Raw genomic sequence first — 14,189 nt, 5'->3', positions numbered from 1 at the left:
ACCAGGCCCGACCAGCGGAAGGGCCTGGTCCGATGCATCAGAGCAACGACAGCGGATAGCTGATGAAGACACGGTTTTCATCGAACTCGTTGGCGCTGAAGTCGCGTCGCAAACTGGAGTTCCGCCATTTGACGTTCAGGTTCTTGAACGTGCCGCTTTGTACGGTGTACGCCAGTTCCGACTCCCGGCCCCATTCCTTGCCGTCAGTGATATTGCCGGTGTGCACGTTGTCGCCACTGATATAGCGGTTCATCAGGGTCAGACCTGGTACGCCCAATACGGCGAAATTATAGTCGTGACGCAGCTGCCAGGATTTTTCCTTGGCGTTGTCGTAGCTGGAGTTGTAACTGTCGTTGGCCAGCGTGCCACCGCTGGTGCCGTTGACGCGCATCCAGGCCGTGTCGCCGCTGAGCTTCTGCAGACCGACATAAAAGGTGCTGCCGCCGTAACGGGCCGAGAGCAGGGCATATGCAGTCTTGTTGTCCAGATCGCCGGCCAGCTTGTTGCCGTCTTCCTTGCCGATGAAGTAGCCCAGGTTCGCGCCCAGGGTCCAGTCACCGAAGGTCTGGCTGTGCAGCAGGTTGAAGAACTGCTGCTGGTAGATGTCCTGCAGTTCCGAGTACCAGACGCCGACCTGTGTGCGCTTTTCATTGAAGACGTACTCGCCGCCACCAAAGTTGAAACGGTCGGAGGTGAAGGCACCGCGACCGTTCATCGACATGTCTTCCATGCTGGCGTCGTTACGCGGGCTGTTGCCGCGGAACTGACCGCCATACAGCGTCAGGCCGTCGATTTCCTTGGAGGTGATCTGTCCGCCCTGGAAAGTCTGCGGCAGCGAACGGCCGTCATCGGAACGCAGGATCGGCAGCACCGGCATCCATTCGCCGACCTTCAGCTCGGTCTTGGAAAAACGTGCCTTGCCCGCCACGCCCAGACGACCGAAATCATCTGCAGGACGCCCGTCGCTGTGAATCGGCAGCAATTGAGTGCCGCCCGTACCGCGACCGCCATCGAGCTTGATCGAATACAGCCCGAGCACGTCGACACCGAACCCGACCGTGCCTTGGGTGAAGCCCGACTTGGCGTCGAGAATGAAGCTTTGCGTCCACTCTTCAGCCTTGCTTTGCGGGGCCGCGCTGTTGGGAAACGCGGGGTTGGTGAAGTTGCGGTTGAAGTAGGCGTTACGCAGGTTGAGCGTGGCCTTGGTGTCGTCCACGAAGCCTTCGGCCATGCTCATCAACGGGCAGAGCAGCGTCATGCTGCCGACGCCCATCAGGATGCGCGAACGGGTGGTGTGAGATGTCATTATTGTTGTGCTCCCTTGGTTTAACGAAACCGTCCTCTTTTCTGGCCTTGCACAGGCAAGAGCCGACACCGACGAGGATTATGTGATGCCTGTTTCCAGGCATGGCCCTGGCTGAAAGACAGCCGGGTACCGTTCGCTGACAGTCAGCGAAATCTATAAAACACGAGTGTCTTGGAATGCTGCGAGAGGATAGAACCTTGCCGCGGCGACGGCGATCCAGGGGGTTACGCAAGGTAGAGCGGGCATACGGACGCGAGTCTTCATGGAATGGGCCCCGGCTTTGTTTTTATTGTTTTGGCGTCATAGGTTGTCGTACAACTTCGCCGATTATTTACAGGGTGTGAAGGGTTTGTCAACGCACGATTAGTCGAATATCGACCGTTTGGAATGACCTGAAAGTGCCTCACGTGAATGAGAGTGAACGCGGCCGGGGGCCTCACAGTCCACCAGACACGTATTCACTTTTTCGGAGCATTTTCAATGAATCGTTTCACCCAGAAAGTCGTTGTGGTCACAGGCGCCGGTTCCGGAATCGGCGAAGCCACGGCCAAGCGTTTTGCCAGGGAAGGCGCCAGCGTGGTGCTGGTCGGCCGCAACGAAGAAAAGCTGAAAAAAGTACACGCGCAACTGGAGGGCGAAGGTCATCTGGTCAGGGCGGCCGACGTGGCGGACCTGAGCGATGTCGAGGCGCTGTTCAAGGAAGTCGCCAGTCACTTCGGCCGTCTGGATGCGCTGGTCAATAATGCGGGCATCGTGAAGTCCGGCAAGGTCACCGAACTTGAAGTGCAAGACTGGAAAGAGCTGATGTCGGTGGACCTGGATGGCGTCTTCTATTGCACCCGCAGTGCGATGCCTGCACTGATTGTCAGCAAGGGTAATATCGTCAACGTCTCGTCGGTGTCCGGGATGGGCGGAGACTGGGGCATGAGTTTCTACAACGCGGCCAAAGGTGCGATCACCAACTTCACTCGCGCGCTGGCGTTGGACCACGGTGCCGACGGCGTGCGGGTGAACGCAGTATGCCCATCGCTGACCCGCAGTGAACTGACCGACGACATGATGGACAACGATGCGTTGATGGCCAAGTTCAAGGAACGCATCGCGCTGGGCCGTCCCGCCGAGCCTGAAGACATTGGTGACGTGATTGCCTTCCTGGCCAGCGACGACGCGCGCTTTGTCACCGGCGTCAACCTGCCGGTGGATGGCGGCCTGTCGGCTTCCAACGGACAGCCGCCGCAGGCTTGATAGTCTCCGGTGTAGCGCGGTCGTGCAGCAAGCACGGGACTGTGAGAGGCGCAACGACCTCTTCGACGTAGCGCTGTCGCGCGGCAAACTTGGTGGGAGCGGACTTGTCCGCGAAAAGGCTGTACATCCGACGAATATTCATCGACTGAACTACGGTATTCGCGGACAAGTCCGCTCCCACAAATCGTTTTTCTTCAATGAGTTACAGGTTGTTTGATAAGCGGCAGCTTGCGGGCGATCCGAGCTGTAAACCCATCGAAACACCTGCAACCATCCATCGCCCGACACGTCTGTCCCGTGTATTGGCTGCCACACTGATTTTCGGAAATGCCCTCGCAGCACTGTTTGCGCGAACCCTTTCCGACGCCTCGACCCCTTCGTTGCGTTTTACGCCTCTGAGTCTGTCTCAGGGGCGGTAGCCATGACCGTGGCGATCTGAATTTCCCATTGCCTTGATCCTTCCCCCGAAATGCAGGAGCCATCATGTTGAGCGCTCATCTGGCGCCGGCTGCCGGTCCTCTGGATCTGCTGCGCAGCCTGTGGCGTCACCGACAATTGATCATCACCATGACCCGGCGCGAAGTCATTGGTCGTTATCGCGGTTCGGTGATCGGTATCGCCTGGTCGTTTTTCAACCCGGTGCTGATGCTTGCGGTGTACACCTTTGTGTTCTCCGAAGTCTTCCAGGCCCGTTGGGTCGGGCAGGACACCGGCAAGGGCGGGTTTGCCATTCTGTTGTTCGTGGGGATGATCGTGCATGGACTGTTCGCCGAATGTGCGAACCGCGCGCCGTCGCTGATCATGAGCAACGGCAATTTCGTGAAGAAAGTGGTGTTTCCCCTGGAGGTGCTGCCCGTCGTGACGCTGGGCTCGGCCATTTTTCATGCGGGCACCAGCCTTGTCGTACTGCTGCTGGCGCAGTTCATCCTGACCCAGACTCTCTACTGGACGGCGCTCCTGTTCCCGCTGGTGCTGTTGCCGCTGGCCATCGCGACCCTGGGCTTCAGTTGGTTGCTGGCCGCGCTGGGCGTGTACCTGCGCGATGTGGGTCAGGTCATTGGCGTGCTGACCACCGTGTTGCTGTTCCTCTCGCCGGTGCTGTATCCGGTGGCGGCATTGCCTCAGGTCTACCAACCCTGGCTGAAGCTCAACCCGCTGACCTACATCATCGAAGAAAGCCGCAACGCGCTGCTGTTCGGAAACTGGCCGGACTGGCAAAGCCTGGCCCTGGCGATGCTGATCGCCTCTGCAATCGCAGCGGCAGGCTTCGGCTTCTTTCAGAAAGCTCGCAGGGGGTTCGCCGATGTCCTCTGACGAAATCGCGATCAGCGTCCGCGATATTTCCAAATGCTTTTACAGCTACGACCGACCCATGGATCGAGTCCTGCACTCGCTTGTGCCGCGAGTGCAGCGTCGACTTGGCATGCCGGTGAAGAGCTATGGGCAGGCGTTCTGGGCGCTGTGCAATGTCGATTTCGAAGTGCGGCGCGGAGAAACCGTCGGACTGGTCGGTCGCAACGGCTCAGGCAAATCGACACTGCTGCAAATCATCTGCGGCACCCTGCGGCCATCCGGCGGCTCGGTTCATACCCAGGGGCGTGTCGCGGCATTGCTGGAGCTTGGATCTGGCTTCAACCCCGAATTTACCGGTCGGGAGAACGTTTACCTGAACGCTTCGGTACTGGGGCTGAGCCGCGACGAAGTCGATCAGCGTTTCGACGCCATTGCCGGGTTTGCCGACATTGGTGACTTCATCGATCAGCCGGTGAAGACCTATTCCAGCGGCATGGCGGTGCGTCTGGCGTTCGCCGTGCAGGCGCAGGTCGATCCGCAGATCCTGATCGTCGACGAGGCGTTGTCGGTCGGCGACGCAAAATTTCAGGCCAAATGCTTCGAGCGGTTGCGACAGCTCAAGCAGAACGGCACCAGCATCCTGTTGGTCACCCATGCCAGCGAACAGGTGGTCACTCATTGCAACCGAGCCATTCTGTTGGAGGGTGGCCGGGTGGAAACGAGCGGCGCGCCGCGTGCCGTCGTCAACCGCTACATGGACATTCTGTTCGGCCGCAATCGCCAGATGACACAGGTATCGCCGAGCCCTGTGACAAACGAGTCTCCCGTTCGGCAGCCCGCTGTAAGCGTCCAGAGACTGGTACTGAACTTCGAGCAGGATGCCTTCGAGTCGCGCCCCGGTTTCAATCCACATGAGTACCGTTGGGGCGATGGTGCGGCGATGCTGATGGACTTTCACCTGTCCGTGGAAGGGCGGGAATTTCCACTCGGTATCGAGCCGGGTGCCGAGGTGCTGTTGCAGGTGGCCATCCGTTTCAACCGGCTCATCAGCCATCCGGTGCTGGGCTTCACGGTCAAGACCAAGGAGGGCGTCACGGTCTATGGCAGCAATTCCTGGCTGCTGGAGTGCGCCGCCAGTCGGCAACTCTACGAACCGGGTTCGCAACTCAGGGCGTGTCTGAGTTTCAGGAACCGGCTGTCAGCAGGCGATTACTTCATTTCTCTGGGCGTTGCCTCTCGCGAGGGCGAAGAGATCGTTCCCCACGATCGTCGCTACGACGCCATTCACATTGTCGTGGCCCCGACCCCCACGCTGTTCGGACTGGTCGATCTGGCCCTCACCATGGACTTCGATCAGGAACAGCACAATGAGGCACCTTGAGCAGAGCGGATACCGGCTGGACCGGCGTACGGGCGTGTGGGCACGTCCCGATTACGAGGGGCTGGCTTACAGCGATGGCGATGAAAATGAAGAGCGTCTTGCTGGCATCGTGCGCCAGGCGCAAGACCTGAGCGTGCTTTCAACCGAACTGGGTCAGCACTGCACCCACTGGGTTTCGCTTTATCACCTGGGCCGCGCGCGGGGCAATCTGCTGCGTCCCTTCGAGCATTGCCTGACGGGCAGGGTGCTGGAAATTGGCGCCGGTTGCGGGGCGATCAGCCGGTATCTGGGCGAGTGCGGCGCTACGGTGCTGAGCCTTGAAGGCAGCTTGCGCCGGGCCCGGATCGCGGCCAGCCGCACCCGTGATCTGGACAATGTCACGGTGATTGCCGAGCGGTTCGAGCAGTTCCAGCCGCTGCAACGCTTCGACGTCATCACCCTGATCGGCGTGCTCGAATATGCCAGCCTGTTCAATCAGGGCGATGATCCGACGCTGGACATGCTGGTCAGGGTTCGCGAACTGCTGGAGCCCGACGGCATCCTGCTGCTGGCGATTGAAAACCAGTTGGGGCTGAAATATTTCGCGGGCGCGCCAGAGGATCATCTGGCCATACCCATGGCTGGCGTGGAAGGACGTTATTCGCCCCATGGCCCGCAGACGTTCGGACGCAAGCGACTGACCCATCTCCTTGAGCGGGCCGGTTTCAGCCGTTCGGAATTTCTGTTTCCCGCCCCTGATTACAAACTGCCCAATTCCATCGTCACTCAACGCGGCTTCGAACACCCGGACTTCGATGCCGCCGCGTTGCTGTGGCAGAACGTACGCAAGGACCCGCAACTGCCGGGAGCCACGTTGTTCAATCTGGAGCGTGCCTGGCCCGTGGTGGTCGACAACGGGCTGGGCATGGATCTGGCCAATTCGTTTCTGATTGCCGCGTCCTGTTCGCTGACGCCGCTGGCCATGCCGAACCTGCTGGCGGGGCACTACAACGTCAGTCGCAAGCCCGGCTACTGCAAGCAAACCCTGTTCATCGAAACACCGGACGACATCGAAGTGCGGCATGAGCCGTTGCGCTCGGACGGTGCGCCCCACAAGGACTTTCGCCATGTGCTCTCGCGTGTCGATCCCTATCGACGCGGCAGCGTGCTCAGCCAACAGTTTCTCGACATCGCCAGCACGCCCAACTGGACCGTCAAACAGTTCGGTGCGTTTGTGGCGCGCTATTGTCAGGCGTTAAGGGATCTGCTGGCCGGGCAGGGCCACGAGTTGCCATTGCAACGTCTGGATGAACGGCTACCCGGCGTACTCATCGATGCCGTACCGCAGAACATCATTCTCGACGCGGACGACCGGCCCACACTGATCGACATTGAATGGGAGGCCGCTGCGGGTATCGAACTGGGACATCTGTTGATACGCGCGCTGTTGCTGCTGATCGCCAGTGCCTCGCCGTTCTGCAGCAGTGTGATGCCACTGACACGCAGGCAGTTCGTCACCGAAACACTGTTTCACGCAGGGCTGGAAATCACCCCGACGCAACTGGACGGTTTCATCGAACAGGAGGCGCATTTTCAGGCCTTCGTGACCGGCCTTGAGGCGAGCCGTTTTCTGAACTGGGAGGCGGACCGGATCATCAATCAGCGGGTGTCGCCGACCGCTCCCAAAATACAGGCCCGGCTGTATTACAGCGATGACGCGGGCAACTTTAAAGAGGAAGCAGCCCTGAACCTTGAAGTGCTGCCCGGTCACCAGCACCTGCGGTTTTCGCTGAGCAGCATTGAAACCCGACCTCGATCATTGCGGCTCGATCCGGTCGACCGGCGCATGACGTTTTCGCTGGACAACCTGCGGCTCGAAAAGGAGCAGACAGTGATCTGGCAGTGGGATGGCCAGACCGCAGCGCTGCCTTCGGTATCAGGTCTGCAAGAGGTGGAGCGCACCGGATCCTCTCTGCTATTCGTCAGCCTGGACGATGACCCGTATCTGCAACTGCCCGTCGACCTGTCGCAACGTCACGATATTCGCGAGCTGGTGCTGAACCTCGATCTGGTGCTGTACACCGATGAAGTCATCGCCCGCCGCATCAGTCAGGGGCTCAACTGGAGCCAGCAGCACGAGACCTCGTTACGCACGGCCGTGCAGCCCTTGTCGGATCAGATTCAGGCCCTGACGCGGCGGGTGAGTGAACTGGACAGCGCCACGCAACTGATCGAACGGCATGTGATCGAGGGCGAGATCGGCACCATTCAGACCGTCGAGCGGTTGCTGAATGAAAAGGGTCATGACCTGCGTGAACGTGAGGACCTGATCAGGCAGCTGCAGAGTGCGATGCTCGAGTTGCAGCGTGAAAAGGACACGCGCATTCATCAACTGAATCTGCGCATCCATGAGCTGGAAAACTCCTACAGCCGCAGGCTGGCTGCGCCGATTCGGCATACGGTTTTGAGCACACATCGTTTGGTCATAGCCTCGCGGCGCCTGCCTGCGCTGATTCGTCGGGGCGGCGGGTTGAAGGCCACTACACGGCGCGCCACCACGGTACTGCGCGAGCACGGTGTGCGTGGTCTCATCGAACGCGTGCGCTGGTTCAATACCGTGGGTCACGCTGCGGCACCTGAAAACGAGGCACCTGACCGTCATGATTACGCGGCGTGGATCAAACGCTACGACACGCTGAATGACAGTGCTCGTGACGCCATGCTGGAAGAGATCGGCAACTGGGAAAATCCTCCGCGGATCTCGGTCATCATGCCGGTCTTCGATCCACCGCTGGATATGCTTCGCGAGGCCATCGACAGCGTCAGACAGCAGGTCTATCCGCACTGGGAACTGTGCATTGCCGACGACGCTTCCCGGCAACCCGCCGTACGCGATTTTCTCAGGAAAATGCAGCATCAGAGTGCACAGATCAAAATCATGCTGCGCAGCGAAAACGGTCACATCTCCGCGGCCAGCAATTGCGCTCTGGACCTTGCCAGCGGGCGCTACGTCGCGCTGATGGACCATGATGACCTGCTGCCGGAGCACGCCTTGTACTGGGTGGCCCGCGCCATCGTCCACAACCCGGATGCCGGGGTGATCTATTCGGACGAAGACAAGATCGATCAGCAGGGAGCCCGAAGTGCTCCGTATTTTAAATCCGACTGGAACGCCTTTCTGTTTCGCTCGCAGAACATGATCTCTCACCTGGGCGTGTATCAGCGCGATCTGGTCAATCGTGTGGGCCGCTTCAGGGAAGGGTTCGAAGGTTCGCAGGATTACGATCTGGCGTTGCGCTGCACGGAAAAACTGAGCCCCGCGCAGATCATCCACATTCCCCGTGTGCTTTACCACTGGCGTATCCATGCAGGCAGCACGGCCGTGGCGTCGGATGAGAAGCCGTACGCGGTCCATGCCGCGGTGAAAGCGTTGAACGATCATCTGCATCGCACGGGACGAAAGGGTGAGGTGGAGTTGTTGCCCTTTGGCATGTATCGGGTGCATTACACGCTCCCAGAGCCCGCACCCTTGGTGAGCCTCATCATCCCGACCCGCAATGCGTGGGCCTTGCTCAAGCAATGCATCGACAGTATCCAGCGCCTGACCACCTATCCGCATTATGAAATTATCGTGATCGATAACGGCTCGGACGAAGCCGAGTCGCTGGCGTATTTCGCGCAGATCGATCAGCAGCCCGATATCCGCGTTCTGCGGGACGACGGGCCGTTCAATTATTCAGCGTTGAACAATCGGGCGGTCAGCCAGGCGCGCGGTGAATTGGTCGGGTTGATCAACAACGATATCGAGGTTATCTCGCCGGACTGGCTGGATGAGATGGTCTCGCTGGCGTTGCAGCCAGGCGTCGGGGCTGTCGGCGCGCGGCTGTGGTTTCCCGATGATCGGCTGCAGCATGGCGGGGTCGTTCTCGGTATCGGCGGCATCGCCAACCATGCGCACAAGTTTCTGCCCCGAGGCGAATATGGCTATTTTGCCCGTGCCGTGCTGATTCAGGAGTTTTCCGCGGTGACGGCGGCGTGTCTGGTGATCAGGAAAAAAGTCTTCGAGCAGGTCGGCGGGCTTGACGAGGTCAACCTGAAAATAGCGTTCAACGATGTCGACTTCTGCCTGCGGGTTCAGGAGGCCGGATACGTCAACGTCTGGACGCCGTATGCCGAGCTGTACCACTACGAGTCGGCGACCCGTGGTTTCGAGGACTCGCCGGAAAAACAGGAACGCTTCAATGATGAAGTGGCTTACATGGCCCGGCGCTGGCCGAAAATCAAAAGCGACTATGCCTACAATCCCAACCTGACGCTGGACGACATTGATTTCGGCCTGGCCTGGCCTCCGCGTGCTTCTGACTGGAAAGGTCCGGGGCTGCGTTGACCCTCAACTGGGGCTTTTCACTGTCGAGTGCAGCAACGATCCCGCCAGCGGTCGGGGCAACCTTCAATGCATCAAGGGTGATCGTATTCGCCATCATGAAATGAGCCTGACTGTTCAGGAGATTTTCTCGGGGACGGCTGATGGACTACAGTCAAGTACAGCAGATGACGAAGTTCCAGAACCGAGCCGTGTTAAAGAATTGAACACTGTTGAGTGGGGGCAGTAATGAAACAGCGTCCATTGATATAACAGCGCAGAGAGGGCGTTGCCGGTTCGGTTCATCACGCTTCCTGCGTCAGGTCTTTAAACTTACATCGAAGCCACCCATGAACACATCGTCTGAAATCGATATTTCAGGTCTGAGGTGTTACGACAAAACTGTCGAAGCTGTCACCTATAGCGTTCCACGCGGCATTACCCGAGAGGCTCGCGGTCGTGTCTGGATCGTCCGTGTCCTGAAGAACAAACAGGTGCAGGTCTACGCGCGTTTTCCGGACTTGCGTTACAGCGGCACCCGCCGGGCGCTGAACGCCGCCATCATTCACCTGATCCACAGCGGCCACGCCTGGCGGCGCGAGGACGTGCTGCAGCTCAACGAGCACGCGGCCGTGCACTGGCGCAAGCGCAGCGGGGTCGGCCTGTGCGCCGTGGCCTACGTGACCCGCCCGGGACCGGGCCGTGGTGAAACGTTCTTTCTTTCAACTTACAAACGCGTCGCCAGCGGACGGGGTCTGGACAAGTTTCGATCCCGCTTGATAGACGTGCTCGAGAACGCTTATGCCATACACCACGAAGGACCTGATATTCCTTATTCGATACAGAAGAAGATCCGGCAGGACATTGACCAGTTGATGGACAGCGATTATTACCGTGCTTTTTTGGAGGCGGGGAAAAGGAAGGCCGATCATATTGCGGTGGTTGATTATGTTGAGCGGCTATCGCGTTAAAGAATGATCTGAATTTGAGCGGGTTGAGGTATTAGCTTCGTTGAAATGCAGCGCATTCGATATAAAAACTGATAGTTCTTACAGTAGTCGGAATCTGGGTGGGTTGGCAGAATGAAGCCATCAGACGGTCGAGCAGATAAATGATGTTCTGACGACACATTTGATAACGTTGCCCGGATCGCCCAGTTGGTAGGGCGCCGTATGAAACACTACGGAGGTCGGTGGTTCGAGTCCACCTCCGGGCACCTTCTTCATTTCAGGTGCACCTGTCACTCTGAACAATCAAGCCCGGTCATGCCGGGCTTGATTCATTCTGCAACCTGCCTCAAATCTTGAAGTGGCTGACCATCGTCTGCAGTTGTCCGCCCAGGCGTGCGAGTTCGACGCTGGAGGCGGCGGTTTCTTCACTGGCCGAAGCGGTCTGCTCGGACACGTCGCGAACGTTGATGATGCTGCGGCTGATTTCCTCGGCCACTGCACTCTGCTCTTCGGCGGCTGCCGCGATCTGCTGGTTCATCGCCTGAATGTTGGAAACCGTCTGCGTGATGCTGTTCAGCGAGGTGCCGGCCTTGCGGCTGAGCTGCACGCTGCTGACCGTCAGATCACGGCTGCTGAGCATGATGCTGGACACCTGGCGTGTACCGTTCTGCAGCGCAGCGACCAGATTCTCGATTTCCTCAGTGGACTGCTGGGTGCGTTGCGCAAGGCCACGCACCTCGTCTGCCACCACCGCAAAACCGCGTCCTGCTTCACCGGCACGTGCGGCTTCGATGGCGGCGTTGAGTGCCAGCAGGTTGGTCTGCTCGGCGACCGCCTTGATCACGTCCATCACCTTGCCGATCTTGTCGCTTTCCTGCTCCAGCAACGTCATGGCGTCGGACGAGCGCACCACTTCGGCGGCCAGTTTTTCGATCTGGCCGATGGCTTCGCTCACCACCTGATCACCGGCACGGGCTTCCTTGTCGGCGGTCGACGCCGCTTCGGAAGCCTGCTCGGCGTTGCGCGCCACTTCGGCGACCGTGGCCGACATTTCGTGCATGGCCGTCGCCACCTGATCGGTTTCGACTTTCTGGCTGTTCACACCGGCGCTGGTCTGTTCGGTCACAGCCGACAGTTCCTCGGCTGCGCTGGCGATCTGCACCACGCTGTCGCGGATACCGCCAATCAGCTCGCGCAAGGTGGTGCCCATGCGCTGGATGCCCTGTTGCAGCACACCCAGTTCGTCACGGCGGGTCACAACCATGGTCTGCGACAGGTCGCCCGACGCGATCCGGTCGACCACCGCCATGGTTTCCTGCAGAGGACGGGTGATCTGACGCGTGATGATCACAGCGGCAATGATGCCCAGAATCATGGCCAGCAAGGTGCAACCGATCTGCATGTTGCGGGCCTGAGCGCTTTCCACGTCGCGACGATCCAGTTGCAGCTGATACATGGCCTCGCTGAGCTTGACGATGTCCTGCCCCTGTACGGTCATTTCCTTACGCGCCTGGGCGATGTCGCCGCTGGACGTCTTGAAGTTCTGCAAGGTGGTGCGATAGGCCATCAGAGACGTTTCCAGTTGCTTGAGCGCGTCGGCATGGGTAGTGCCGAACGTTGCTTTCAACTGATCGAGGTTCTTGATCGCGTCATCCAGCTTGCCTGCGGCAGACTGCTCGTTTTCCGGCGAGATGTCCGTCAGGTAACCGCGCACTTCGTAGCGCGCCTGCATCAGGTCTTCCTTGGCACCGACAATCAGCTCGTACTGGTCGAAACGGCTTTCATCGGTGGCGTCCAGCTTCTTCACGTCGGCCAGAATCCGGTCCAGCATTTCGGTGGCCTTGGTGGCATGAACCGTCAGATCCTTGCGCAATGCGATGCTGGTCTTGTAGCCGCTGCGCATGTTGTTCAGGGATTTCTGATAGTCAGCAATCACCACACCCAACTGCTGGAGCATCTGCACGTTCGCGGGGCTCTTGAACGAGGTCAGCAGCTTTTCCTGGTAGGCCTTGAAGCCGTCCAGCGAGACCTGAACGGTTTCGGCGACCTTTTCATCGCCGTCGGCCACCATGTATTGCAGGCGTGTTACCCGTAACTTTGTCAGCTGCGCGTTCAGCGACGTGATGTCGCTCATCCAGTTGCTGCGGTCGATCAGCCCACTCAGGCTGCTCCATCCCGTGAGCGCAAGAATGGCAGTAAAAACAAGTACAAGCCCGAATCCGAGGGCCAGCTTCATATTCACGCTGATGTTCGCGAACCAGCTGTTCATGATGTTCTCCAGTACAACATTGTAAAAAGTAAGGCCTTTGGGGGATTTAACGTGAATACGACCGCCGAGGCATTGGATACAGACCCTATCGGCAGCATCCCGCCAAGCTGAAATTAAAAAATACAATTAATTAAAACCGTCTGTCCCCCTTTCACAGGCTTTCTTTCGTTGCCCGACGCGGCTATAAAGGGCGCCTCGAGAACATTGAAACAGCCTGGCCCTGTCATTAAACAGTCGCCAGAATGCTGCCTGTGCTCGCACCGTGAAAAGGCTGTGGAAGTTTGAACACATGGAGTGTTCATGGAAAACAACTTTGTATGGCCCCTTATCCGAGTCTTCGGACCTGCCTATATCTTAGAGATGCTTTGAAATGACTTTGAAGTTTCGTCATAAAATCCTGCTGGCGGCATCGGGCGTTGTCGTTCTGGCGTTCGTTCTGTTCACGCTTTACAACGATTATCTGCAACGCGCGACCATCAATCAGAACCTCGAATCCTCAGTGGGGCAGGCCGGACAACTGACCGCCAGCAGCGTGCAGAACTGGTTGAGCGGACGCATTCTGGTCCTGGAAAACCTGACCCAGGACGTGGCCTATCAAGGCGTTGGCTCGGACCTGAGCGGGCTGGTTTCCCAGTCGTCGCTGGTCTCGACCTTCCAGTTCACTTACGTCGGTGACAGCAAGGGCACCTTCACCCAGCGCCCGAATGTCGAGATGCCGGCCGGTTACGATCCCCGTCAGCGCCCCTGGTACAAATCGACAGTCGATGCTGGCAACACCATCATCAGCGCGCCCTATCTGGCCTCGGTGGGCGGCCTGGTCGTGACCATCGCCAGCCCGATCAAGGTCAACGGCCAACTGGCCGGTGTCGCGGGCGGCGACCTGAGCCTCGATACGCTGGTGAAGATCATCAACTCGGTGGAATTCGGAGGCATGGGCTATGCGTTTCTGGTCAGCGGCGACGGTCAGGTGATCGTCAGCCCCGACAAGGAACAGGTCATGAAGAACCTGAAGGACATCTATCCCGGCCAGACGCTGAGCCTGGACAAGCGCATGCGTGAGGTCACGTTGAATGGCCAGCAACGCATCCTGTCGTTCACCCCGATCACCGGCCTGCCATCGGCTGACTGGTACATCGGCCTGTCGATCGACAAGGACAAGGCCTATGCGCCTCTGAGCCAGTTCCGCAGCTCTGCCATCGTTGCCGGCCTGATCGCAGTGATCGTGATTGCCATGCTGCTGAGCCTGCTGATTCGTGCCCTCATGCGCCCGTTGACCGACATGGGCCGTGCCATGCAGGACATCGCGCAGGGTGAGGGTGACCTGACCCGCCGCCTGAGCATTCAGGGCCGCGACGAGTTCGCCGATCTGGGCAGCTCGTTCAACCAGTTCGTCGAGCGTGTCC

At 59.0% G+C, this 14,189-nt stretch carries 7 protein-coding genes, 1 tRNA gene and 2 pseudogenes; 7 read left to right on the top strand and 3 right to left on the bottom strand.

Translation table 11 applies throughout. From position 1 onward, the window contains the following. Nucleotides 1-37: 37 nt before the first annotated feature. Complete coding sequence (locus CFBP1590_RS22760) at nucleotides 38-1,306, bottom strand: OprD family porin (RefSeq protein WP_029242055.1); 1,269 nt, start codon at nucleotides 1,304-1,306, stop codon at nucleotides 38-40. A 480-nt stretch (nucleotides 1,307-1,786) separates the two neighbouring features. On the opposite strand from CFBP1590_RS22760, the gene budC reads away from it, so the two are divergent. From budC to CFBP1590_RS22730, 6 genes are all read left to right on the top strand, one after another. Continuing rightward, the gene (gene budC, locus CFBP1590_RS22755; protein ID WP_088235975.1) at nucleotides 1,787-2,551 is read left to right on the top strand and encodes a meso-2,3-butanediol dehydrogenase; all 765 of its coding nucleotides are present in this window, start codon (nucleotides 1,787-1,789) and stop codon (nucleotides 2,549-2,551) included. 483 nt (nucleotides 2,552-3,034) lie between these two features. Beyond that, nucleotides 3,035-3,865 carry an ABC transporter permease gene (locus CFBP1590_RS22750; protein ID WP_371321589.1) on the top strand — a complete coding sequence of 277 codons (831 nt, stop codon included), beginning with the start codon at nucleotides 3,035-3,037 and terminating at the stop codon, nucleotides 3,863-3,865. Next, nucleotides 3,855-5,225, top strand: coding sequence for an ABC transporter ATP-binding protein (locus tag CFBP1590_RS22745; RefSeq protein ID WP_088235974.1), 1,371 nt, complete (start codon nucleotides 3,855-3,857; stop codon nucleotides 5,223-5,225). The genes CFBP1590_RS22750 and CFBP1590_RS22745 overlap by 11 nt, the downstream gene beginning before the upstream one ends. After that, on the top strand, nucleotides 5,212-9,591 hold the full coding sequence (locus tag CFBP1590_RS22740; RefSeq protein WP_088235973.1) for a glycosyltransferase: 4,380 nt from the start codon (nucleotides 5,212-5,214) through the stop codon (nucleotides 9,589-9,591). The genes CFBP1590_RS22745 and CFBP1590_RS22740 overlap by 14 nt, the downstream gene beginning before the upstream one ends. Nucleotides 9,592-9,917: 326 nt before the next feature. Continuing rightward, nucleotides 9,918-10,538: a hypothetical protein gene (locus CFBP1590_RS22735; protein WP_088235972.1), complete on the top strand. Its 621-nt coding sequence runs from the start codon at nucleotides 9,918-9,920 to the stop codon at nucleotides 10,536-10,538. A 171-nt stretch (nucleotides 10,539-10,709) separates the two neighbouring features. Continuing rightward, nucleotides 10,710-10,783, top strand: a tRNA-Phe gene (locus tag CFBP1590_RS22730). Between the two features lie 80 nt (nucleotides 10,784-10,863). Here CFBP1590_RS22730 and CFBP1590_RS28585 read toward each other — a convergent pair. Together CFBP1590_RS28585 and CFBP1590_RS28580 are read right to left on the bottom strand one after the other, a co-directional pair. Beyond that, nucleotides 10,864-11,568 (bottom strand): methyl-accepting chemotaxis protein, encoded by a 705-nt coding sequence (locus CFBP1590_RS28585; protein ID WP_374729071.1) that lies wholly within the window; start codon nucleotides 11,566-11,568, stop codon nucleotides 10,864-10,866. A 198-nt stretch (nucleotides 11,569-11,766) separates the two neighbouring features. Further along, nucleotides 11,767-12,651: pseudogene (locus tag CFBP1590_RS28580) on the bottom strand (methyl-accepting chemotaxis protein); the annotation flags it as partial. 505 nt (nucleotides 12,652-13,156) lie between these two features. Here CFBP1590_RS28580 and CFBP1590_RS28575 point away from each other — a divergent pair. Beyond that, nucleotides 13,157-14,131: pseudogene (locus CFBP1590_RS28575) on the top strand (PDC sensor domain-containing protein); the annotation flags it as partial. Nucleotides 14,132-14,189: the final 58 nt, after the last annotated feature.

Source organism: Pseudomonas viridiflava (assembly GCF_900184295.1).
In the GTDB taxonomy this organism is placed as follows: Bacteria; Pseudomonadota; Gammaproteobacteria; order Pseudomonadales; family Pseudomonadaceae; genus Aquipseudomonas; species Aquipseudomonas viridiflava.
This window is presented reverse-complemented; position numbering and strand designations above follow the sequence as displayed.